The following is a 24,406-nucleotide window of genomic DNA, read 5'->3' on the forward strand; positions in this document are numbered from 1 at the left end:
AATTTAACTAGCACCACGGGTATTTTATTATTTTTATCTTTGTTTTTTCAATCTATCTTTGGATTTCAGAAACCGATTAAAAGGAGAATGCAAATGATTAACGTTTTATCAAAACAGGAATTGCTACACTTACTAACCAACAACTCACGTTATCAAATTGCTAAAGCGACTGACATTTCAGAGCGAACTCTCGCAAATTACGTAAACGGCATTACTGATATCGGACGCATGTCTTACGACAACGCTATTAAGCTAACGCAATACGCCAAGGAAAATAACCTCGACTAAAACAACCGCACTCATCATGAGCGCGGTTTTAATATCCTAAAAGCCTGTTAGGCTTGATAAACAACTTTACCATCACAAATCGTGTATTTGACCACACCTTTTAAGGTTTCACCGATAAATGGCGAATTAGATGCTTTTGAAGCAAATTGGTCAGACACCACGCGGTCTTCCTTATCCGCGAAAATCACAATGTCCGCTGGCCCATTTTCTGCCAAATAACCCGCATCAAAGTCATAAAGCGATGATGGATTGATGGTCATTTTAGCCAACAATTCTGACAAGGTCAAATCACCTGTTTCCACCAAGTTGGTCAAGCCCAGTGACAATGACGTTTCTAGCCCTGTCATTCCTGATGGGGCTTTTGTGATATCATCCACGTTCTTTTCATCTGCGTGGTGAGGGGCATGGTCTGTCGCAATCACAGAAATCACGCCAGATTTCAAGCCTTCAATCACGCCTAAACGGTCTTTTTCCGTACGAAGAGGAGGATTCATCTTAGCATCTGCCCCTTTAATCAATAGCAAATCTTCTGTTTTTGAGAAATGTTGCGGTGCTGCTTCTGCTGTGATATGAGCCCCTAATTGTTGGGCAAACTCAACCACTTTCACTGATTCCGCTTTTGATAAATGTTGGATGTGCAAGTGAACGCCGCGGTCATAAGCAATCATAACATCACGCGCAATCATGCTGTATTCTGCCACACCTGTTGCCCCACAAAAATGGAATTTGTCTTGGGCAATGTGTTCGTTAAAACCAAGAATGCCATTCAATTTAGGGTCCTCTTCATGCACGGCAAGGAAAGTATTATTAGCCTTAGCCAAGTCAAGAGCCTCTTTCAAGACCTTGCTGCTTTGAAGGGGAATACCGTCATCAGAAAAACTGAGGGCCCCATTTTCAAGCAAAGCCTTGAAGTCCGTCAAATGTTGACCATCAAAATTTTTGGTAATTGTGGCATTGGTATAGACGTGAATGTCCTCTTTTGCCGCGCTGGCCAAAACCTCTTTCAAGGTTGCCACATCTGAAATAGTGGGATTGGTATTTGCCATCATGACAACTGAGGTAAAGCCACCCGCAGCAGCCGCAAGAGCACCTGTGTGAATGTCTTCCTTGTGTGTTTGACCAGGTTCACGGAAATGCACGTGAATATCCACCAAACCAGGCGCTACAACGAGCCCAGTTGCATCAATCACCTCGGCACCATTTTCCTCAATAAATTCAGCGATTTTCACCACTTTTTTGCCATCAACAAGGACATCTGCAACCTGATCAAATCCAGATTGAGGGTCAACAACACGACCATTTTTAATCAATAACATAGTAAACTCCTATCATTTTAACCAGTCAATAGGTTCAAGACCGTCTTGAGTTAAGTAAGCATTTGTTCGTGAAAAGGGATGGCTACCAAAGAAACCTCGATAAGCCGACAAGGGACTTGGATGCGCACTTTCAATGACATGATGAATGGGATTGGTCACCAAAGCTTTTTTCTTGCGAGCATAACCACCCCACAAGATAAAGACAACTGGGGTTTCTTTTTCATTTACCACCTTGATAATGGCGTCTGTAAAAGGCTCCCAAATTTGTCCAGCGTGTCCATTGGCACGCCCTGCTGGCACGGTCAAACAAGCATTTAAAAGAAGAACACCTCGCTCAGCCCAAGAAGTCAAATCATGGTGGTCCCGCTGTCCCACATCATCAGCTAATTCTTTGAGAATATTTTGCAATGACGGAGGAGCTGGAATGTCCTCAGGAACGGAAAAAGATAAGCCCTGAGCTTGATTGGGACCATGATAAGGATCTTGCCCAATAATGACCACCTTCACCGCCTCCAAAGGCGTGGTCTGAATGGCATTGAACACTTTCTCGCGCGGTGGATAAACCACTCCAGCTTGATAGACCTCATCCATAAAATGATTGATTCTAGCAAAATAATGCTCTGGCAATTCCTTTTTGATTAAGTCATGCCATTTTGAATGCTGCATAGCGACTCCCTTAACATCTTCCCACAAGTTCAATATCAGCTTTTGCCAAGACATGACCCGCCATTTCACGACGGAGGTTATTTAAGTAAAAGCCGTCTTTCACAGGCAATTCACAATCCAAGGCATAAACCGTCAAGGTATAGAGATGGTCTTCATCTGGCGGACAAGGTCCTGTGTACCCTTCATCAATGCTAGTATAAGCTCCCCTAAAGAAAGGACTTGCCAAACTATTTTTGCCATGCACGTGGTTTTCATCCACGCGAGCAAAATCCTCTAAAATAAGGGCATTACTTGCAGGCACATTAGCCACTACCCAATGGATAAAGGTAAACCCGCAAACAGGGATTGAATCATAATCCACAAAAGTCCAAGCAAAGGTTTTGGTGTTTTCAGGTACCTCTTCAATGATAAAAGGAAAAGACACAACAGGCTTTTCAGCCACCTTAACGTCAGAAGCCTTCGTATAAAGGTCTGGCAAAATCTGATCATCAAACGGACATGAAATTTTCATCTGCTACTCCTCTCATTCTTCCAATCAACAAAGCTAGCCACCAAGACCAGTCTTAGTGGCTAAATACCAACTTAGTCACGCCAAGTTTCTTGATTTTCTTTAAATTTGTGCAATAAGTCAAGGTCTTCTTCAGAGATATAGCCTTGTACTTTTGCCACTTTGATCAATTCGGTGTAGTTTGACAAGGTTACCAATTTCACACCAGCTTTGGCAAAGTTTTCAGCAGCTTTTGGCAATTCATAAGTGAAAATAGCCACAACACCAATGACATCTGCCCCTTCGCGTTCAGCTGCAGCCACAGCGTCTAAAACAGAACCACCTGTTGAGATAAGGTCTTCAACGACAACCATTTTTTGACCTTTTGTCACGCGACCTTCGATTTGATTACCAGCTCCATGATCTTTTGGTTTGCTACGGATATAAGCAAAAGGAAGATCCATTTTATCAGCGATGATAGCTCCGTGTGGAATACCTGCTGTCGCTGTTCCCGCGATGACTTCCACTTCTGGAAATGCTTCTTTGATTTTTTCTACAAATCCATTTTCAATCAACGTACGTGTTTCAGGATAAGCCAAAGTCACACGGTTATCCGTGTAAATCGGTGATTTAATCCCAGATGCCCAAGTAAATGGATCATTTGGTTTCAAGTAAACAGCTTGAATATCCAGTAAATCTGATGCAATTTGTGATGCTAAAGTCATAATATTCCTCTTTTCTATCTTGGTATTTCAATATAGTATTCTAATACTAAGCGTTCCATTCATCGTAAATAGCCTTGTAGGCCGCAACTGGGTCTGGCGCTTGCGTAATAGGGCGTCCCACCACGATATAGCTTGATCCAATCGCGTTTGCTTGGCTTGGTGTCATGACACGTTTTTGGTCACCAACCGCAGCACCTGCTGGGCGAATACCTGGCGTCAAACAAACAAAATCATCAGACGTTGCTTCTTTAATGACCGCCACTTCACGAGCCGAACAAACCACACCATCAAGCCCAGCTTCAGCTGTTTTCTTGGCATAATGCACAACAGACTCTACCAAGCTGGTTTGGATATTTTGGTCAGCTTTCATTTGCTCATCAGATGTTGACGTTAATTGGGTAACTGCAATGAGTTTTGGACCGTCTCCCAGTCCTTCGCGAGCAGCTTTCATCATTTCAACACCACCAGCAGCGTGAACATTGGTCATGTCAACACCCAATTCTGCCAGCACACGCATGGCTGATTTGACAGTATTCGGAATGTCATGCAATTTCAAATCTAGAAAAACAGAGTGCCCAAGTGATTTGACATAGCGGACAATCTCAGGCCCAACGGCATAGTATAATTCCATACCAATCTTGACATATAATGTTTCATCCTCAGGAAACAAGGCTAAAAAGGCTTTGACTTCCTCAAATGATGGAAAATCAAGGGCAATAACGGGACGACTTTCGTGCATACTTTCTCCTTTTCTACAAAGAAAACCTCGCCAGGGCGAGGTCACACAAAAAGTAGGGTAGCGTACACCCATCTATCTTCTTTCGTTAGCAACCTTTCTCGCCTCTCTGGACTCAATTAAAGGTTATTCAGTTGTTATTATTATAGCTTTTTTTGCTAATAAAGTCAAAATCTTAGTGGGAACGCAGACTAGCTTTAACTTCACGGCGTAAGGTTTCCAAATCCGTAATGCCATACTGGTCCATGACCTCTGGCAAACGCTCAATGATATTTAGACACGCATAGGGGTCAGTAAAATTAGCCGTACCAACGCCAATAGCTGATGCGCCTGCAATCATCATCTCAATCGCTGCTTCGGCAGAATCCACACCACCCATACCAATAATTGGCAAATCAGTGCTTTGAGCTACTTGGCGAATGAGTTTTAAAGCAACTGGGAAAACAGCTGGACCACTCATCCCACCTGTGCCATTGGCAATGATAGGCTGACGGCTTTGCAAATCAAAACGCATACCAACCAAGGTATTAATCATGGTAAAGCCTGTGGCACCTGCTTCTTCGACCGCCTTAGCCACAGTGGTAATATCCGCCACACTTGGGGTCAATTTGACATAGACAGGCACTTCTGAATGCTCAACACTTGCCTTAACCGCAGCATAAGCCAATTCTGGCACCTGACCAATCAACAAACCATGATTGCCGTGGTCAACATTAGGGCAAGAAATATTCAACTCAATTGCTTTGACATTTGGTGCTTTTGAGATCTTTTCAGACACATAGGCGTATTCATCATTTGAAAAGCCTGCCACATTGGCAATAATCGGCAAGGTTGGGAAATTCTCTGCCAACCAAGGTAATTTTTCTGCTAACACAACGTCCACACCTGGATTTTGTAAACCAATTGCATTGAGCATTCCAGATGGGGTTTCTGCCACACGTGGGGTGGGATTACCAAAACGTGCTTCTTTTGTGGTTGCCTTAATCATAATTGAACCAAGCTTATCTAAGTCGTAATATTTGGCGTATTCTTGACCAAAGCCAAAACAACCCGAAGCTGGAATAATAGGATTTTTCAAATCAAGCCCTGGAAGACTTACAGCTAAACGATTTTCTGACATTAGCATCCTCCTTACAAGATAATATTTCCCGTCTCAAAGACAGGACCATCTTCACACACACGCTTATTAGCAGCATCTTGTGCATTTTTTAGATGAACTACACAAGCATAGCAAGCTCCCATGCCACAAGCCATCCGAGCTTCCATTGACAAGTAGGCGTGGGGATGATTTTCAAAGGTTTTATCGACATATTTCAACATACCTGGAGCCCCACAAGAGTAGATAGCATCAAAGTTTTGCGTTTGGAGCAACTCATCCACAATTGTTGACACATAACCCTTTGTACCGTATGAACCATCATCAGTTGTCACATAAACCTTGCCATAGGCTGCCAGTTCTTCTTCCAAAATCACTGCGTCTTTATTGGCAAATCCAATAACAGAAATCACCTCAACCCCTTTAGCAGCAAGTTGTTTTGCCGTTTCCACCAAAGGTGGCACACCAATTCCACCACCAATCAATAAAGCTTTTTGACCAGCAGATACCACAGAAAGATCAAAGCCATTACCTTGAGGTCCCATGGTATCCACCACATCACCAGCTTTTAACTGAGATAAAATAGCCGTCCCCGCACGTTCTACACGATAAACAATCGTCACTTCTTTTTTGGCCTTATTAATCTGACAAATAGAAATGGGACGACGCAACAATTTACTTGAGTCTGGCACACGCAGATGGAGAAATTGTCCAGGAGCCATGTCCAAAACCATCTCTCCTGATAAGGTCATCTTAAAAATACGCGGAGCAATCTCGTCCTGATGGGTAATCCGTAAATCTTCTTTCAAAACAGCTGTTCTTTCTTTACAACTTGGAGCCATAACTCTTCCTTTCCTGACAAAAAACCTTGCCCAAAACAGGCAAGGTTACAGCAAATAAGCAGAAAATTCCAACGCACTTCTCCACTTATCATTATCCATTTTTGCAGTCACCTTGCAAGTCTCTCTGGACTCAATTAAAGGTTTTTAAATTTTGCTCATTATAACGTAAATTGCTTAACTTGTCAAATCTCAGTAAGCACGATAGTACAACAAATGCAAATCTGAACGTCCCGCATAAGAACTCAATTCTTCCAACAAACTTTCAAAACGGCTGTCTTTGACGAGTTTATTTTGCCCATAAATCAAGAGGTATAAAGGCACTGTTGTTTGACTTACAACATGACCAGCTTCATCTACTTTCTCTTCACCACGGACTTCCAGCTGTTCTAAAACGTTTTCTACAATAACGAGAGCATCGGAAATACTGTCATAAGCTCCTTGAAAGCGATCAAAAACATTGTAAGAAGCAATTTCGTCCTTGAGGTCTTCTTGAGCATCCACCACATAAACCAAACCTTTATTGTCAAAGAGGTAATGCCTGATTTTCTTAATGACATCATCTGAATTAGCCTCTAAAAGCTCTGTTGGTCGAATAACTGGAATTTCTTCGGTAAGACGTTCTTCTTTGGGAACCATAGCATCAATCTTAGCCAAAAGCTCTGCCTTTTTCGTTTCCTTCACACGTTCCTTAAACAAATGTACAGGGTCAAGAAGAACAGGATAATCTGACTCCTCTTTAATGGCTAGATTAGTCACCCTAAGCGACGTAAAAACATCAATCAAAACACCAAAAACACGAGGACGATTATTCCCAATAATTGCTTGAAAAACAGATTTTGACTCACAATTGTCTAACACATAATCAATCCCTTGCACCCAATTACCAACGATATTTAGGGATTGATTCATCAATCGAAAGGAATCTTCCTCATACCAAAACGTTGAGCGAATCAGTTTTTCTTGTTGGGACAAGGCATCAACCGCTGCCAAAATCTCTCCCAACTCCTCATGAATCACCGAAGGGGAAAAAGAACCCCCCAACAAAGAGGGAGTCTTTTCAACCAAAACGATTTCATCTCGAAACAATGTCAAATAATGAATGCTCACCAATAACTTGTGAATCAATAATTGGTGATTATTTAAACTCGTATTTTCCACCACGCGCACGTACCTTTTATATTACATTTTCGTTACACTAACTACCTACTAATATATCACACAAGCCCTAAAATCGCAAAATAAAATGGGAAAGAAATTAACCAACTATAAAACCAATTGCTGATTATAACAACAAATTAGTTTTTAAAAGTTTCTAAAGTCAAAAAACATTTCGCTTGCTGATTTTTATGTAATTATTAATCGCCTTAAGTTTTTGACTTTAGAAATAGAATAGAACAATTATAAATAATCAGCTCGCTTTTAGTTAATAAAATAGGCTCCACAATTCCTACGGTAGCCTTATCCACGATAGAAATTATAGAGTCCTTATTAAAATTACTATTATAATGTTATAAACTGAAATTAACGAATATCAAAAACTCCACGCCCACCAGAGACATATATTGTTTGTCCAACAATCATATCTCCTGAAGAACTTACAAGTAATCTTGCAACATTTGAAACCTCATCTGGCATTACGAGACGTTTGTTGCCATTCTCCCAAGAAAAAATGTTGTCTCCTTCCTTAACACCAATCAAATCTGTAGCGGTTGATCCTGGAGCAATCGAATTAACAATTATACCATCTGGTAACAGCAATTGTGCTAAACCTTGAGTCAAACCATTTAAGGACCATTTAGAAAGACCGTAAGGGGACCAGGCTGGTTCAGCTCCTCTTGATGATGAGACTAATAACATATGTCTTTTGGAACGACTTGGTCTCTGCTTCATTTCTTTTGCAAATTCTCTACACACAAAATAAACACCTTTGATGTTAATATTCATCACTCTATCAAATTCATCAGGTGTCATTGTGAAAAAATCTATATTCTCAGTATGAACTCCAGCTGAATTAATTAAAATATCTACTTTTCTAAAAATAGAGAATGTTTTTTTTACATTTTCTTCAATTGTTTCTGTGTTAGCTATATTGAAAACCATTGGAAAAACATAACTCGGATTAGAAAATCCTTCAAGACTTTTTTCTAATTTTTCAGCATTTGTCCCACAAAGAATGATTTTACATCCATTTTTATTTAAGTTTTTTGCAATCGATAATCCAATACCGCCAGAGCCACCGATGATAACCGCTACTTTACCATCTAGTGACTGATTAATATCAACTTCTTGAGGAATTGGTACAACTTCTTTTTCTTTTGTTGATTGTATAATTCTTTTTATGACTGATTTGACTCCCATTAGCTAACCCCACTACTAGTCCATTACATCTGATTTCAATTCTGCCAATTGTTTATTTAATTCCCTTTTTGCCCAACGTACTGGGAATAATCCTTGATATAGCGTTTTCACTTTCCCTTTTATTCCTATTTCCGAATGAACAAGCACAGAAGTTAATCTAGAACGCATATTATGAATACAGTCATTATATAATTCTTTATTTTCTTCAATAGAATCTGTTGCTACTATTAAAAATAGCGTGTAACCATAATTTTTCCAAATATGCCAATCAACTGCATATTGCGTTCTTTTGGTTCGTACAACTAAATTGTCTCCAATGAATTTAATATTTTCTAATGCATTTGTTCCCATTACAATATTATAATCAGTGAGACCACTATTAACATTATTTAGACGATAGTTGTAAATTTTTTTATGACCAACAGCGATACAATTAGCAAATTGAGCAGCTGTAGCAGCAAAATAGAGTCCCTCACCCGACCAAGGTCTAGAAAAATCAATATTATTTTTTTTTAGTAAATCTGCTTTATATATTTTATTCCATGGTCCTATAGGCATTCTAGGGTAGACAATTGTACAGAAAGCCTCTTCAGGTGTATACACCTCTATGCTGTCTTTTTCAATTTGATTACGATCTCTAGTGGTAAAAATATGGTCACTCATAGCCATATCCGCACCTGTTGTATGTACTAAATTCATTAAATATTCAACATAATCATTTTCTAACCAATCATCACCATCAACGATAAGAATATACTCACCTGTCGCTCTTGAAAGTCCATCGTTTCTAGCTGCACATGCCCCACCATTCTTCCTGTGGACTACATGGATACGATCGTCTTTAGAAGCATATTGGTCACATATTACACCGCTATTATCTGGTGAACCATCATCCATGAGTAGAATTTCTAAATTTTGCCAAGTTTGATTTACTATTGAATCTAGTAGCTTAGGCAAAAATTTTTCAGATTTATAAATCGCAACAATTATACTTACTTTTTCCATTCTATATTACCCTTTTTATATTAAATATTTTTATTATTAGTCTTAACTTGATTAATCGAGGACAGCAAAAATTCTTTACTCTTTGAAATTTCTCTTTCCATAATCTGAGATGTCGCCTCATAATCAATCTCTTTCAAATCATTAATATATGTAGCTTCATAAGGAATCATTCTATGTCCCAAATGAACTAACTTCAATAAGTTTGTTATTCTAACGTTTTGAGAACTGTATGCATTCTCCTTGAAACGCTGAAAAGTATAGAATTGCTTCCCATGTATAAGAGAAAAAACAGTGATATGAAAAGAATCTGTAACCACGTATCTAGCATGACGAATTAAGTTCAGCAAGTCTCCTGAACTTACATCTGCATGTATTTCAGCATTTTGAAGGTAAGTAAGCCCCCCATAAGGTACAAGAACGCATCTTAAGTTATGTTTTTTAGCAAAATCTCGAGTGGCTTGAAGTTGTTGCTTATTTTCAGATAAAAAGAACGCTAATACATAGTCACTTGTACCAGTTTCCTTTTTGTCTGGAAAAATATTAGACCAATCTTCCTTACTTAAAAGAAAAGTAGGATCAAGTACAACAGTCGGCTTTTCTTTTAGGTATGGTGCAAGAATCTCAGCACCTCTCTCTTCCCTTACAGAAATATAATCAAATTTTCTAAGGCCAGCAATGATTTCTGATAACTTATCTTCAGGAATATTATTTACTCCCATACTAGGAGCATAAGAAATTCTAGATGTTAAAATATCAGAATAGTCTGCATAATAGAATTTATGATACCAATTGGGATTCCAAATTTGATCACTACCACATATTAATAAATCAAATTTATTGCAAATATCAATAAACTCTTTGTCATCTTGAATTCTATCAGTTAAAATACAATTCTGTCGGATTTCATCTGCCATTTTTTGATTACGTTTTGCTATTTGTGATCTATATTTATGTAGGGCATATTTTCTTGCATATTTGCCTGGCTGATTCTTTATTTTTTCAATTAAATTTCTTCCACCATTTCTTACTATTGGAGGAGCAATTTCATAGTTAATGATATTGACTTCATTTCCCTTCTGTCGTAAAAAATACTGTAAAGCAATTGCTTGTAAATTTGTTCCATAATTAGAACCTGTAAACCACGTTATTATACCGATTTTCATAGTACTCCACCATTATGATTTATTACGTCTCGCTCTATATAGCAATAGCAAATCATCTCTATATATAATTAAAATCCACACAAAAAGAACTAATTCAATCACATATAAAAGAGAATCTTGAGAGACAGATAGTAAAACAACTGATTGTAATGTTAATATAATATAGCTAATACAATCCCGAACCAATTTAATCTTAATTTTAATATATCTCCTCGAATGCCAATATCTAAATGCCCAAACTTCAAAATAGGAAACTGCAGTCGCTATTGCGGCTCCTAATGCACCTATAAAAGGAACTAATAACAAATTTAATATAATATTTGTAAAAGCACCAAATAAAGTCGATCGCGCAAAGATTTTTGAATCTTTTACAGCTGCAAAAAAGCCACCTATATAACCTGATATGGCACCAAATAGTATTGCAATAGTAAGCCAAGGAACATATTCCCAAGCAATGTAGAAATCATTTGCATACAGTAGCTTTGCTAAAATTTTGTCTGCAACAATAATTGCTGAACAAATGATAACCATTAAGCAGTTATAAATTTTGTAAGTATTCGTAAAAAAATTATTTTTATCTTCAGAATCGAAATCCTTAACTGCTGAAAGAGTCCAAGCTTGATTAAAAATTGTTTGAAAAATGTTTAAAATAGAAGGGATCTTTGAAGCAACAGAATAAATACCATTTTCAGCTAATCCACAGAAAAATATAACAATATATCTATCAGAGGCGTTATTCACCCACCAAGCAATACTATTCGCTATTAACGGTCTGCTGTAAATCACCATAGCTGATTTTTCTTCTTCAAATCTTTCACGTAGTTTTATTTCTTTAAAGACATTTACCTTCCACATTAAGTAAATACATTGAAGAAGAGTCCCCAGAATATTTGCTAGAAAATAACCTGCCAGCCCCCATCTAAAAACAGCTAAGAGAAAGATATTAAAAGATATCGTAAGAGCAGAGGCTAAGACACTTGAAATAGATAATTCTTTAATTTTATCAATACCACGAACATACATTGTCAGAATACCTGACAGTGATTGTGACAGATACATTAAAAAGAAGAAGAAAGAGTATTCATATACTAATTCATTAATTCTAAATATAGCATTAACTCCCAAACCTCCAATGACAAGTAAGTTCGAAATAATCAAATACCTTGTAGCAACTGTTACAATTGATCGCCGACTAAATTGATTATCAATTGAAAAACGTAGCACCGCTTCCTGAACATTTAAAGTTAAAATAGGTAATAACACCCCTATTGTCGTGTTAAATAAATCATATGTTCCGTACTCAGTGGTAGTTAATAAGGTTGTGTATAATGGTACCAAAAAGAAACTTAGCATTTTTGTAGCAAAGTTACTTAAGGTTAACAATCCTATATTTTTTAAAAGATATCTGTACTGATTCACAGAGATAACCACCTCCTATATAGTCAAATATTTGCTAAAATGGTTTTATCCCATTTTTTCTTAACCAATACCCAATATTTTTTCTAATATATTCTAAACCTTTTCTCCAACCTTTATACTGTTTTGTGTTTAAAAATACATAACCCTTTCTATTCATCCCCCAATTTGCATTAAACCAATGGATGGTGTAGGTCTCATCTTTTTCAACTGTCGTCCTGTCATAATTTTTATTAGGATCATACGGTGATAAAACATCTCTTGGTAAGATCACACACTCGCTCTGGTATGAAGGATTCTCCTCAAGAATTTGACCAAAAATAACAGGGTTAATATAATAATCAACATTCCAAATTTTATCAGCATAAAAATTCAATAGTGCTTTTATAACTGGATTTCCTTTTTCTGCTCCAATAATACCTGTACCGATGTAATCATTCATTTCATATCCCAAAAACATCGGATACTTAAGTAAATCATCAAAAGGTTTTAGTACTTGAACATCCGTATCTAGATAGATACCTCCTTCACGTTCTAAAATCCACAAACGTAAGTAATCTGACATAAATGCCCATAACTTATATTTTCGACAATAAGCAAAAAAGCGATTTTTCCTTGCAATCTCATCTAAAGGTAAGTTACTTTCATTCCATTCTATTATTTCATAATTTGGTAAATTACTTTTCCAACTATTAATACATATCTGAGAAACTCTATCTTTTTGTTTCTGGCCTAACCAAATATAGTGAATCTTTTTTTCAATCATATTATTTCCAATCATCTTTCATAAATTCTACTTTTTTGAATTGCAGCATTGTTATCAGAGGAAATAACCACACACCAAAATACCATACAAAAATTCATAAACATCGCTCTTAATATATTTTCCATAAAAGCAAAACATAACACTACAGTAATTACAGAAAAATAGACATACTCTTTATCTTTAATCAATTTTTTCATTGTAAAGAAATAAAGCATTATCACCACTAAAAATCCAATAATGCCGAAATTAAATAATGCAAAAATATATCCATTATCAATGACATTATACCCAAATGCTTTCTGTAGATAATCCGTATCAATGATTTTACCAAATAATGTAAGTGGAAACGAGAGATACATCATTGCTGCATTACTAAATCTTTGATTAAATATACCATTCCAAAAGTAAATGATACTCTTTATCTTCCCATCAGCAGATAAAATAAGAAGTGGCAACATAGTTCCAAATACTGGTAATAGTATCGTTATGCTCAAACAAATCTTACTATATATTTTGTATAAATCACCCTCAATATTCTTTTTTATAACAAATAGTATTAATAGCAACAGGGCTAATAAAATACATGCTGTTTTTGACTTTGTTATCATATATGTAACTATATCTATGAAAAAAATAATTATATAATCTATGTTGGTTGTGTTTTTATTTTTTATACATAAAAATAAAGTTGCCAGATAAAATACAGCTTGAGCTAAATTATTAGGATGAATGTATCCCAATCCATATCCTACAACTGTACCATAAATCCCTTTCGATACAATTTTCTCACCTATATCTAGTACACCGATAAAAGAACTAAATATTACAATTCCAAACATTATTAATCGAATGATAAATATTGTAGTCAAAGACCTTTTGATTCCAATATTTTTAGCCATAATCGCAGACCATACCATTAATATATATATCGTTTCATGTGAACTAATATATACACATATACTAATTATAGCTAACAGGACTAACTTTATAAATTCCTTCGATTTATAAATATCAATTAAAAAAGAAAGTGTAGCCAATGCAAAAGCACTCCATAATAACATACTATATGGTAACCCCGTTATTTCAAAATTTGTAAACCAAAAACCATACATTATTGTTATAATAACAAAGTACATAAACGATAAAATCTCTATATTTTTTTCTCGCATCTTTGTATCCTACATATTAATCAAAAAATTTCATTTGTTCGTATTTAAAAAGTAATCAATTCTAACTTCTATACAGAAAATTTATTTTTTACAAACATTATAAAAAATAACATATTGATAGCTTCTTTTTTTATCAACCAATTTACTAGCCTAGATTGTGTATTAACATTTTTAGGGTCAAAATTTATCAATGCCTCTTTTAAAATTGAATTTTGACAAATGCTTTTGATATTACGCTTCGACTGAGATAAACCGTTTTGGTAACTAAATTTTTGTTCCAATTTAATACTATATCTTGCAATCGCAATTAAATTAGCGTTTAATCTATCTATGGAAATATCATAAATCCCTAATTTTTCCACCCTCTTAACAAGTTCAAGATATAATTTCACCTGCAAATTAAACCTATTGGGGTTATATCTCGTCGTCAAAGAATCATCATTGTCGCAATAATAATATCCAACATCAGAGCTCATTACTACCCTATTAGCTTTTGCATAATAGACTGTATCGAAAATAATATCCTCACTAATAAATTCTCGCTCTGATGGGAAACGAATATCATATGTTTGAATTAATTCATTCGAAAAAAGTACTTTCCAAACTGACATTTCTAAAGAGTCGTTATTATTTAAACGACCAAACATTTTTGAAAGAACATCTGATAAAATATTACTTTTGTCAAAAACTTTACCCTTTATTGGATTCTCAAAAATTTCTATTTTATCACTATAAACACGCTGATATCCACCTATACATGTATCAGCTTTCGCTTCTATTAAAGTATTATATAGGTTTTCAAGCATATTAGGTGCGATGTAGTCATCACTATCAACAAATATGACGTATTTCCCCTTAGCAACATCTAATGCTGTATTTCTAGCCATTCCTAATCCTGCATTTTTCTTATGAATGACTGTTATTCTTGAATCTAAGCGGGCGTAAGATTCACAAATATCACCACTACTATCAGTAGAACCGTCATCAATAAGTATAATTTCAATAGATGAATAGGTTTGATTAATTATAGAACCTAAGCAACGCTCAAGATATTTTTCCACATTATATACTGGTACAATAATACTAACTAAATCTTGTTGCAATTTTAGACCTCATAAATTTTTTCAAGTTCGCGAACAGTACTCTTAATAGAGAATTTCTTACTATCTATAACTTCATTATAACTTGTTCTATTCATAGAATCATCCAACGCTAATATTTTTTGTGCCCATACTTTTGAAGGTTCATCTAGTGAAATCAACTGAGCTCTATCAGTTAAAACTACTTTTGAATCAATATTGTCCGAAAAAAAGCAGGGTAATCCCATAGATTGAGCTTCTATACCAACAATTGGAAGACCTTCATAAAGAGAAGGCATTAAAAATACATCAAATGCGCAATAATACTCCTCAGTTTTCATTTGTCTCCCAGCAAAAATAACATAATCTGATAATCCTAACTCAGAAACTATCTCTTTTATTTCTTTTTCTTTCTCTCCAACTCCCACCAGTAAAAGCATAGAATTAGAATGTTCTTCTAACAATTCATTGAAAATATCTATAATTCTTTCATGATTTTTTTGTTCTGAAAATCTACCAATATGGCCAACTACTAATGTATCTGAACTAATATTATACTGATTTCGAACCTTATTTCTAGATGTTGCATTAAACGAAAAACGATCTGTATCTATACCATTATTAATTATTACGGTATCATCTAAATGATTTGAACCAAATAACCATTTAGTTGCTTCATCTGAACATGAAAGTCTTTTTTTTGTTATAAAATTTACAATAGGTTTAAAGAGAGTGTTAATAATAGGAGAATACCCATTTCCATTATGACTATGAGTAATTACATCAATACCAAATAATAAATTAAATGGAAAAACATATAATACTTCTGATGTTGCTCCTGTTTGTAAATGGATATAAGAAAATTTCTTTGAATTTTTCTTATAGAATTGATACAACTTTATAAATGTTTTTATGGGATGCTTTTTAAATTTAGGTATGAAGTGGATACATGTTTCATCTTTATAAAAATCTATAATTTCATTTTGAAATACACACTCATCTGCTCCGTGAACTAAGTATTCATACTTATATTTTGTAGTATCAGAATGCATTGTAGTATTGTAGATAAATGTTTCAACACCTCCCATACGCTCTGTTAGACCTATTACTAAAATTTTCTTTGTTTCCATAAATACCTCTATTTAAACTGATAAAGAAAATCATATACTTTTTCATATGATAATGGAAGGTGGAGAAGTGATTTTAAAAAGCCTGTTTTCCATCTACTCAAAAGGAAATCAGATTTAAAATTTTTGGGTCTCACAAGATAATGCCTTAATGAGGATGGATTTGCCAATTCGTTTACAATACCTTCATCAAAAAACCTAAATTTCCCAAACATCTTAAGTTCTTCTTGAGTAGGATTTGTTCCAGTTGCTTTTAATCCATAAAATAACTCATCCGGTGTAAAATCATTCGCATCTAAATAAGAAATTTTACTAATATCTCTAATAAAATTTAGTGCGCCTTTTTGAATCTCCCTAACTGCTTGTAATTCGTACGTAGGAGTACCATCCTCATTAAGATATTCGTATTTTGCTCTGACAGCTTCAACTTTACCTTCTGAATTAAGCTTATATTTTTTTACCGAACCATCTTGTTCTAAAAATAAAGTTTCAAATAAACCTACAAAACTACTTCTCTTATCTTTCTCATCTTTGTTGGTTGAAAAATCAAATAAATAACCATTAAGCTTTAGATCTGGATTGTGTTTTAGGTTACGTTGACAGTAGTCAGCAACACCGCAGTAAAAGCCAATCACATCATTCTCAATTCTCATTTTATTAAGAGTTTCAATCAGATAACGCTGCATACCTCCAGACCAACCAATATCAACAATTGCAAATTTTTCTGTAATTCTTTTTTCTTCTATAAATTGTCTTAATAAATCATACTCTACTTTTGAATTTTGTTGAATTTCCTCCTGTAATTTTTTATAAAACTTATTAAACTTTTTATCATTTAAAATAGAATTACGATCAAATACTGTTTCTTTGGTATAACCAAAACTTTCAATTAAAGTCTTATATTTATCAATTTCTAGTCCTACACCATCGAAAATCATCTCTAAAGAAATTAATTTAGAGGGCGAAATCATGTCAATTAAAGTCTCTAAACGACTATCTAAATATAAAACAGGAACTCTAAGACTTCTTCTAGAGACTTCTAAATACTCTGATTCAATATTGGAATTATGATACAGTATTTCAAATGCATTTTTCATAATTAATCCATCTCGAGAGAAAAAATATACTTTTTTTATTCCTTTTTCATCAAAAGATTTTTTTAACCATGTAACGTATCCCCAAAGGAACATACCAAATTTTTCATATCCAAATTGATAATATTTTTCTTGTCTTGGCACTAAATGATTATTTACGAAAGCATATAAAGAATTTAATCTAATATCTTGTTCAACTCGACTTGGGAAATATGATACTTTTTTATTTAAAGTTGGAATATGAATAGCTTGTATTCCAAACCTTCTAGGAATATAATAATCAGAATAGTAGGAATCACCTATGTGTAGCCAACTTTTTTTATTTATTCTTTCTGTTCGATACACACACTCGTAAAGTTTTTCAGATGATTTTGTCTTATTATATTCAGACGAAACAAATATCGAGGTGTATCCAGTTACACCTTCTCTTTCTAAAATTGTACAAATAAAATCTTTAGATAAGTACATATCCGAAATAAGTAATACCTTTTTTTTATTTTTAATACAATAATCAAAAAAAGGTAACATATCAACATTAATTGTTAGATACTCGGACTCTATTTGCTCTTCTAGAACGATTAGCTTTTTAATCTGTTCTTTACTCAATCCATCGAAGCTTAAGTAAATATCTTCTAAGTTAATCTCTCCAGCTTTATTATTTAACCTAGCTTTCTTTTCAGCATCTATTCTGTGTCTTTTAAAATTTGGTACTGTGTCACTTACTTTTTTCTCCATTATTGAAAAAATATCTGTAGGATGTAACACATTTCTCTTTAAAAGAGTATCAAAAATATCAAAAGAAACTACATCATAACCTAAAAAAAGTTCCTTATCTACATTGAATGATTTTCGCTGAGCAATTTTCCCCAGTACTTTTTGATTAATATTCATACTCTTAATCTTTACCTACCAAACTATTGATTTCTTTTGTAAAATTACTGATAAAATTTGTATTTCCCTTTGATCCATTCAAGGTCTTAAAACTTATACCACTAGTCAACAACTTTCTTAATTCATTAGTATTTTTCACTAGATAAATATTATTAAATCTTGAATTAACTTTTTCACAAAAATCTATTTGATGGTCATTGACATGTTCACCAAACTTTTCTTGTCTAGGCACAACAATTGGTTTTTTGCCATTTGCAATGGCACTCATAAAAGTCGCTGGACCTCCGTGAGTGATAATAATATCAGCTTTTTGCATAAATTCACTCATTTGATCAAAACTTATCAAACGAGACCACTGACAAAATTTAGGCTCGTAGGTAGAATAACCTGTTTGAATAAAGACCTCTTCCTTTATCACTCCTGTTTCAACTAAATGATCCACTTCCTGGATTAGGCGATTAAAAGGTTGTTCGTGTGTTCCAACTGTTACAAAAATCATTAAAAGATACTCCCTAAATTAATAGCTTTCGGATAAACTTTTTTCATCTCTTCCCATTGAACAATGAACTTATCCGTCACAGGATACACTAATTTTCCTGTAACTGTTGGTTTATCAATTCTATCAAACACTTCAATATAAACTGTTTTTGCGCCAAATAATTTTCCAATGTAAAAGAATGGGACTGCTACTGCAGCACCTGATGAAATAATAACATCCGGTCTCTCTTTTCTTAGAATTCTAATAGCTAAAAAAGTATTTTTAATTAAGTTTTTGAGATTTCTATTCGTCGGAAAATAGCATGGATACATTTTTTCTTCTTTTAAAATGCTGCGAGCATCCTCTTTATCAAATGTAACCCAGAAACGATCTTCCTGACTCCAAAAAGGTTTTAACATATTTAAATGTGCTAAATGACCTCCAGATGAACCAACTAAACAAATTTTCACTTTTAACTCCTATCAATATGAAAGGAAGTAGATAAGTTCTACCTACTCCCCTCTCTTTTCAATACTACTGCAACTGTTTTAGCAATGATCTTGATATCTTCACTGAGACTCCAGTTTTGGATATACTTCATGTCAAGTGCCACTACTTCTTCAAAGTCGGTAATGTCACTACGACCGCTAACTTGCCACAAGCCAGTAATTCCTGGTTTGGTTGTTAAGCGTTTGAAATGATGTAACTCATAGTGATGATATTCGTCAAGCGTTGGTGGGCGTGTACCCACAACAGACATTTCACCTTTTAGGACATTGATAAATTGTGGTAATTCATCAAGTGACCAATCACGTAACTTATGTCCAAATGGGAATATACGAGGGTCATCTTCCATCTTAAACATTAAGTCAGTATCCAAATCATTTTGTGCAAGTAATTCCTTTTTACGTTCTTCTGCATCAGTATACATGCTTCTAAACTTATAAATATCAAAGACCTTACCGTTTTTACCAACCCGCTTTTGCTTGAAGATTAATGGCCCAGGTGATTGTTTTTTCACAATTGGTGCAATAATCAAGGCAACAATGCCAGTTAACACCAAGCCGATCAAGGCAATCACAATATCCATCAAACGCTTCAAAACTAGTGAGCGAAATTTGACAATGGTATAAGCCGTTGTAACAAAAGTCATGTCACCAACTTTTTTCAAAACACTATCTCCAACATAAAAGTTAGAATAATTTCCAATTGCAACCGTTGTTGGAATCCCTAATAACCTCAAGCATTGAGCAAAACCTGAAAACTGTTCTAGATTGTGGTTGACTACAAAAATTTCATCAACTTGGTGATTAGCCACAAAATCTCTGATATCTTTATCTGTAGACAAAATTGGTTGTTCTAATTTAGAATTATTTTTCTTACCGATGTAAGCTGTAATGTGGTAATTAAAACGATCTAAGTCAACTTCAATTTCCTTATCATTGTCAAAATCAGTCACCAAAAGAACTTTTTTAGGGTTTGACATTTGCGTCTTAAACAAGGTCTTAACACAAATACGTCCGATAAAAACAAATAACGTTACAAGAACAAAGACCTGAATAAGAAAAGCATAAGACATCTGTGAAATATCTTGAATAAAACGAACTTTCCCAAGAATCAGAACAAAGGTGAATAGGACAAGGACTCTTGTTCCAAAAATGATAGAAGAACGTAACTCCTGCAAATACCCGCGATTATTCATATAAGAGTATTCATCGGTTAAAACATTAACCGCAATGACGAGCCCCAAAAACAGAATTGCAAAGAATTTACTGTTAAAAAACTGATAAGGATAACAAGTGACAAGCACAAGGTAACTGACAATGACAGCAAAAACATCTGATAGGAAATAATATATTTTCTTTTTTGAATCTTCACTATACATATCAACTCTAGACTATTCTAATAGAAATTATTTCTTTTTACGACGTCTATTCTTAGATGTTTCTTCCTTTGCCTTACCATAGTTTCCATAGTCGCCATAACTACCATAGTGACCGTAGGTATCCGTAGTAACATCATATTTGTTTAAAATAACACCAAGGAAAACTGCACCACTTTGTTCCAGCTGTTCTTTCAATTTTGTGATGGTACGGCGACGATCTTCACCAGCTTTTGTTACTAAAAGGCTAGCATCCGAATAGTGTGCTAAAATAGCTGCATCAATCACTAAACCAAGTGGAGGTGTATCAATGATAACATAGTCGTATAAGCTACGAACCATATCAATCATGGTTTGAAATTGATTGTTTTGCAATAATGACGTTGGGTTAGGAGCAGCTTGTCCTGCCGGAATAACCATAAGGTTTGGAATTGTTGTTTCACAAATAACATCCGACAACTCTGCATTACCTGAAAGATAACTAGTCAAACCTTGGTATCGTTCATCTGAACGGAAAGTCCCTGACATAACCGAATTACGAGTATCTGCATCAATTAACAAAGTTCTAAAGCCTGCCTTAGCAAAGGAAATAGCAATATTCATCGATGTCGTTGATTTTCCCTCACCTGGCTGCGCTGATGTCAAGGTAATAATCTTGTAGTTTCGACCACTAAATTGAATATTGGTACGGATAGAATTGTAATATTCCTCCAAAGATTTGACCATTTGCGCTTTAGCAGCTACTAATTCTAATTTTGGCATTACAATACTTCTCCTTACAATTTATCAATATCTGGAACAATTCCTAAAAGAGGCAGCCCAAGAACATCCTCAATATCTTCTGGACGACGTACACGATCATCAAGAACTTCTACTATGATAATACTAATAACCGCTAATACCCCACCAGCAATAACTCCAATAAGTGTATTGCGTTTAATATTTGGTGATGAAGGTTCTTTCGGTACTTCTGCTGCCTCTAAAGTTGTCACGTCATCCACTTTCGTAACAGCTTTAATCTTCTCAGCAGCCACCTCTCGAACAGTGTTCGCGATAGTTGTAGCTTCTTGAGCATTATCATCTTCAACAGAAATCGAAATCACACGAGTATCTGTTGGAATAGTAACAGAAATCATTGATGATAACTCATTTGGTGTTAATGATAATTTTTCTTTATCAATAACTGAAGACAAAACTTCGTTTGATGTAATCACTTCTTGATAGTCCTTAACCAAATAAGATCCAGCCTGTAAATCTTGGTTTGTGATGCTATCTGCTGTACGGCTAACCACATAGATACGTGTTGTCGATGTGTACTTAGGTTTGATTAAAAAGACACTTCCTAATAAAGCAACCGTTCCGACAACAAGGGCGATAAAGATAATGAAGAACTTTCTACTCCAAAGCTTTCGCAACAAGTAAAGCACATCGATCTCGATGCTAGCATTGTCATTTGAATTCATATTAACTCCTATAAGTATTGATTTTCTAATAAGGCTTGTGGATTGCCTTCAAACAAGCGGTAAGCTCGATTGTTACCATATTCTTTTGCGACTATTTCTCTTGCTTTATCCATAAAAGGAGGACGAGGTCCTAGGTTATGCATATCACTAGCCACACAGTGAACTACATTTTTATCCAAGAAATAGCGAGCACGTTTTTTAAAGGTACGGTTTTTATCCCCAAAGAGTTTTGATTTTAAAATATGGGCACTATTGATTTGCGTATAGCAGCCCATGTTAATCAACTCCTTAACACGATCCTCTTCAAATTCTAGAGCATTATAACGTTCAATATGGGCAACAATCGGTGTGATACCAAGCATAATGACATTACTAAGGGCTGTGTGAATGTCTTTCCATGGTGTGGTCATACTAAACTCAATCAAGGCATAACGTGTATTATGCATTTTAGGAACCTGATTTTCCTCTAGTTTTTTTAGTAAGTCTCCACTATAGTAAAGTTCACCACCATACAAAATCGTAAGGTCTTCATACTTGGATTCTGCAGCCTCTTTGACTTGTTGAAAATGGTCGGCAATGGTCTCTTCTGGTGTTTCAAACATACCTTTGCGACGATGCGATGTTGACACAATCGTTCGGACACCTTGACGGTAGCTCTCGCCAATCAAATTCAAACTTTCTTGCAAAGTCGCTGGGCCATCATCAACACCAAAAACAATATGCGAGTGAATATCGATCATTTATTTTCCTTCCATGACATTTTTAATAGCTTGTGAGGCTTTTGCTACGTTAGCATCATCCAGTTGAATCATATAAAGGCTAGCATTTGGCATGGCGTAAGAGGTCAACTGTCCAGTTGAACCTGTACCAGTTACTTCCTGTGAACTGAAAATGAATGTCTTACCTGAATCCAATTGTTCGTTCACCAATGACATCATTGTATTGAGAGGCATATTGGTTTGAATCGAATCTTGTACGGTTGAAATAACATCTGAATAGTTAGAAACTGATTGGAATGACGTTAATTTTTCTACAATGGCTTGGATAACTTTCAATTGATTATTTCCACGGTCATAGTCACCGTGTTCCAAACTATAACGTTCACGAACAAAGCCAAGGGCCTCTTCACCTGATGTTAGATTAATATTTCCAACACCAAAATTGTAATTACCATGTAAGCTTGTGAACGCTTGGTCATTATAAACCGTTACACCACCTAAGGCATTAATGAGTTTTACAAATGAGGTGAAGTTCAAACGTGCGTAGTAATTTATTGGAATATCATAAAGATTTTCAAGGGTCTTAACAGATGTTTCAATACCATAGATTCCAGCGTGGGTTAATTTATCATACTGATCAGCTCCGCCATCTGGAATTCGAACATAAGAGTCACGTGGTGTAGTTGTCATAAGAATTTTATGGGTATTCATATTAACCGTCAAGATCAGGTTGACATCTGAACGCGAAACCGTTGAAACAGCACCTGAAGTATCAATACCACTAATATAGATGTTAAAGACATTTTTATCTGTTGTTTTAGCTGTATCTTCAATGGCTTTCTTGATTTTATAAGTATAGATGGTTTTTAGATTTGATTCGTAATCATTATAGGATAACTCAAGTAAACTTGAGTAGGCACTGTTTAGTACCATAGCTTGACTGCTACCATTAATGAGATTTTCATAAGCAGATTGATAAGAATCAACGGGATCAACAGTTAACTCCACTCCTGTTTCAGATTTAATATTAGCAATCAAGGCATTGATATTGCTTTCATCTGCTGAAGTCGGTGCTTGCACATTGGTTAACTCACTCACATCCGAAATCGAACTATTGGCAGGAACAACCACTTTCATTTCGATTTCAGAGTAACTAGCCGTCTTATTGATATTGTCGGCAACATCCACCAATGATTTAAAGGCGAATAAGGAAACACCAACGACAATCGAAAAAAGAACGAGCAAAACAGTTACCAGGTGTTTTCCCTTTTTAAACAATGTTAGTAGTAAACAAACAAGAAAAACAACTACCAACACGGCTGTGTAAATCACATTAACATGCCTAAAGGCTAAAATGTTATGAGCATACATGGTGTAGCTAGCAATTCCAGCTAAAAGGGCGAACAAAATTAATAAAACACCATTGGCAATCATCTGCGTGTCAAAACGGTCGTTTGAGCGACTACGATGACGCTTATGGCGTGTAGAATGGGACATTTTCATCTCTACTTTCTAATAATAAATATTAACGTTCTTATTTTATCACTCAGTTGTTTTTTTTTCAATATAGTTTTCAATCAATTATTTGTAAATTCAATGTTTGAAAACAATCATGAAAACAAATAAAATAAGTATTTTTT

Annotated in this window: 25 protein-coding genes; 1 reads left to right on the plus strand and 24 read right to left on the minus strand. The window is 35.1% G+C overall.

Annotation, left to right across the window (positions count from 1 at the left end):
• Nucleotides 1-93 precede the first annotated feature (93 nt).
• Nucleotides 94-288: an XRE family transcriptional regulator gene (locus tag B3R79_RS06125; RefSeq protein WP_293695658.1), complete on the plus strand. Its 195-nt coding sequence runs from the start codon at nucleotides 94-96 to the stop codon at nucleotides 286-288.
• Between the two features lie 47 nt (nucleotides 289-335).
• On the opposite strand, the gene B3R79_RS06130 is transcribed toward B3R79_RS06125, so the two are convergent.
• The 24 genes from B3R79_RS06130 to B3R79_RS06245 form a co-directional block, all read right to left on the minus strand.
• Complete coding sequence (locus B3R79_RS06130) at nucleotides 336-1,604, minus strand: dihydroorotase (protein WP_293695661.1); 1,269 nt, start codon at nucleotides 1,602-1,604, stop codon at nucleotides 336-338.
• Nucleotides 1,605-1,616: 12 nt separating this feature from the next.
• Nucleotides 1,617-2,270, minus strand: a complete 654-nt coding sequence (locus B3R79_RS06135) for a uracil-DNA glycosylase (RefSeq protein WP_154455154.1) — start codon at nucleotides 2,268-2,270, stop codon at nucleotides 1,617-1,619.
• Between the two features lie 10 nt (nucleotides 2,271-2,280).
• Nucleotides 2,281-2,781 carry a YbhB/YbcL family Raf kinase inhibitor-like protein gene (locus B3R79_RS06140; protein ID WP_293695663.1) on the minus strand — a complete coding sequence of 167 codons (501 nt, stop codon included), beginning with the start codon at nucleotides 2,779-2,781 and terminating at the stop codon, nucleotides 2,281-2,283.
• A gap of 71 nt (nucleotides 2,782-2,852) precedes the next feature.
• The gene (gene pyrE / locus B3R79_RS06145; protein ID WP_154455152.1) at nucleotides 2,853-3,482 is read right to left on the minus strand and encodes an orotate phosphoribosyltransferase; all 630 of its coding nucleotides are present in this window, start codon (nucleotides 3,480-3,482) and stop codon (nucleotides 2,853-2,855) included.
• A 46-nt stretch (nucleotides 3,483-3,528) separates the two neighbouring features.
• Nucleotides 3,529-4,221 carry an orotidine-5'-phosphate decarboxylase gene (gene pyrF / locus B3R79_RS06150; RefSeq protein ID WP_168260869.1) on the minus strand — a complete coding sequence of 231 codons (693 nt, stop codon included), beginning with the start codon at nucleotides 4,219-4,221 and terminating at the stop codon, nucleotides 3,529-3,531.
• 172 nt (nucleotides 4,222-4,393) lie between these two features.
• Complete coding sequence (locus B3R79_RS06155; RefSeq protein ID WP_154455150.1) at nucleotides 4,394-5,338, minus strand: dihydroorotate dehydrogenase; 945 nt, start codon at nucleotides 5,336-5,338, stop codon at nucleotides 4,394-4,396.
• Between the two features lie 11 nt (nucleotides 5,339-5,349).
• Entirely contained in the window at nucleotides 5,350-6,156 is an 807-nt protein-coding gene (locus tag B3R79_RS06160; protein WP_293695665.1) for a dihydroorotate dehydrogenase electron transfer subunit, read from the minus strand.
• Nucleotides 6,157-6,345: 189 nt separating this feature from the next.
• Nucleotides 6,346-7,314 (minus strand): hypothetical protein, encoded by a 969-nt coding sequence (locus B3R79_RS06165; RefSeq protein ID WP_293695667.1) that lies wholly within the window; start codon nucleotides 7,312-7,314, stop codon nucleotides 6,346-6,348.
• A gap of 363 nt (nucleotides 7,315-7,677) precedes the next feature.
• Nucleotides 7,678-8,514, minus strand: coding sequence for an SDR family oxidoreductase (locus tag B3R79_RS06170; protein ID WP_293695670.1), 837 nt, complete (start codon nucleotides 8,512-8,514; stop codon nucleotides 7,678-7,680).
• A 15-nt stretch (nucleotides 8,515-8,529) separates the two neighbouring features.
• The gene (locus tag B3R79_RS06175) at nucleotides 8,530-9,519 is read right to left on the minus strand and encodes a glycosyltransferase family 2 protein (protein ID WP_293695673.1); all 990 of its coding nucleotides are present in this window, start codon (nucleotides 9,517-9,519) and stop codon (nucleotides 8,530-8,532) included.
• Between the two features lie 20 nt (nucleotides 9,520-9,539).
• Nucleotides 9,540-10,682 carry a polysaccharide pyruvyl transferase family protein gene (locus B3R79_RS06180; RefSeq protein ID WP_293695676.1) on the minus strand — a complete coding sequence of 381 codons (1,143 nt, stop codon included), beginning with the start codon at nucleotides 10,680-10,682 and terminating at the stop codon, nucleotides 9,540-9,542.
• Between the two features lie 12 nt (nucleotides 10,683-10,694).
• Nucleotides 10,695-12,101, minus strand: a complete 1,407-nt coding sequence (locus tag B3R79_RS06185) for a polysaccharide biosynthesis C-terminal domain-containing protein (RefSeq protein WP_293695679.1) — start codon at nucleotides 12,099-12,101, stop codon at nucleotides 10,695-10,697.
• 34 nt (nucleotides 12,102-12,135) lie between these two features.
• Nucleotides 12,136-12,864 (minus strand): glycosyltransferase family 32 protein, encoded by a 729-nt coding sequence (locus B3R79_RS06190; protein ID WP_293695682.1) that lies wholly within the window; start codon nucleotides 12,862-12,864, stop codon nucleotides 12,136-12,138.
• A gap of 11 nt (nucleotides 12,865-12,875) precedes the next feature.
• Nucleotides 12,876-14,033 carry a hypothetical protein gene (locus B3R79_RS06195; protein ID WP_293695685.1) on the minus strand — a complete coding sequence of 386 codons (1,158 nt, stop codon included), beginning with the start codon at nucleotides 14,031-14,033 and terminating at the stop codon, nucleotides 12,876-12,878.
• A gap of 68 nt (nucleotides 14,034-14,101) precedes the next feature.
• Nucleotides 14,102-15,136, minus strand: coding sequence for a glycosyltransferase family 2 protein (locus B3R79_RS06200; protein ID WP_293695687.1), 1,035 nt, complete (start codon nucleotides 15,134-15,136; stop codon nucleotides 14,102-14,104).
• 2 nt (nucleotides 15,137-15,138) lie between these two features.
• Entirely contained in the window at nucleotides 15,139-16,242 is a 1,104-nt protein-coding gene (locus B3R79_RS06205) for a glycosyltransferase (RefSeq protein WP_293695689.1), read from the minus strand.
• An 8-nt stretch (nucleotides 16,243-16,250) separates the two neighbouring features.
• Complete coding sequence (locus B3R79_RS06210; protein ID WP_293695691.1) at nucleotides 16,251-18,224, minus strand: HAD family hydrolase; 1,974 nt, start codon at nucleotides 18,222-18,224, stop codon at nucleotides 16,251-16,253.
• A 4-nt stretch (nucleotides 18,225-18,228) separates the two neighbouring features.
• The gene (locus tag B3R79_RS06215; protein ID WP_293695693.1) at nucleotides 18,229-18,723 is read right to left on the minus strand and encodes a glycosyltransferase; all 495 of its coding nucleotides are present in this window, start codon (nucleotides 18,721-18,723) and stop codon (nucleotides 18,229-18,231) included.
• Nucleotides 18,723-19,172, minus strand: coding sequence for a PssD/Cps14F family polysaccharide biosynthesis glycosyltransferase (pssD, locus tag B3R79_RS06220; protein ID WP_293695696.1), 450 nt, complete (start codon nucleotides 19,170-19,172; stop codon nucleotides 18,723-18,725). The genes B3R79_RS06215 and pssD overlap by 1 nt, the downstream gene beginning before the upstream one ends.
• A gap of 38 nt (nucleotides 19,173-19,210) precedes the next feature.
• The gene (locus B3R79_RS06225) at nucleotides 19,211-20,587 is read right to left on the minus strand and encodes a sugar transferase (RefSeq protein WP_293695699.1); all 1,377 of its coding nucleotides are present in this window, start codon (nucleotides 20,585-20,587) and stop codon (nucleotides 19,211-19,213) included.
• A 27-nt stretch (nucleotides 20,588-20,614) separates the two neighbouring features.
• Entirely contained in the window at nucleotides 20,615-21,346 is a 732-nt protein-coding gene (locus tag B3R79_RS06230) for a tyrosine-protein kinase (protein ID WP_293695701.1), read from the minus strand.
• 14 nt (nucleotides 21,347-21,360) lie between these two features.
• A complete protein-coding gene (locus B3R79_RS06235) occupies nucleotides 21,361-22,047 on the minus strand; it encodes a Wzz/FepE/Etk N-terminal domain-containing protein (protein WP_293695704.1) in 687 nt (228 codons plus the stop codon).
• Nucleotides 22,048-22,055: 8 nt separating this feature from the next.
• Complete coding sequence (gene cps4B / locus B3R79_RS06240) at nucleotides 22,056-22,787, minus strand: capsular polysaccharide biosynthesis protein Cps4B (protein WP_154455063.1); 732 nt, start codon at nucleotides 22,785-22,787, stop codon at nucleotides 22,056-22,058.
• Nucleotides 22,788-24,263 (minus strand): LCP family protein, encoded by a 1,476-nt coding sequence (locus B3R79_RS06245; RefSeq protein WP_293695707.1) that lies wholly within the window; start codon nucleotides 24,261-24,263, stop codon nucleotides 22,788-22,790.
• Nucleotides 24,264-24,406 lie beyond the last annotated feature (143 nt).

The organism is Streptococcus sp. UBA3373 (assembly GCF_002360305.1).
GTDB classification, from domain to species: domain Bacteria; phylum Bacillota; class Bacilli; order Lactobacillales; family Streptococcaceae; genus Streptococcus; species Streptococcus alactolyticus.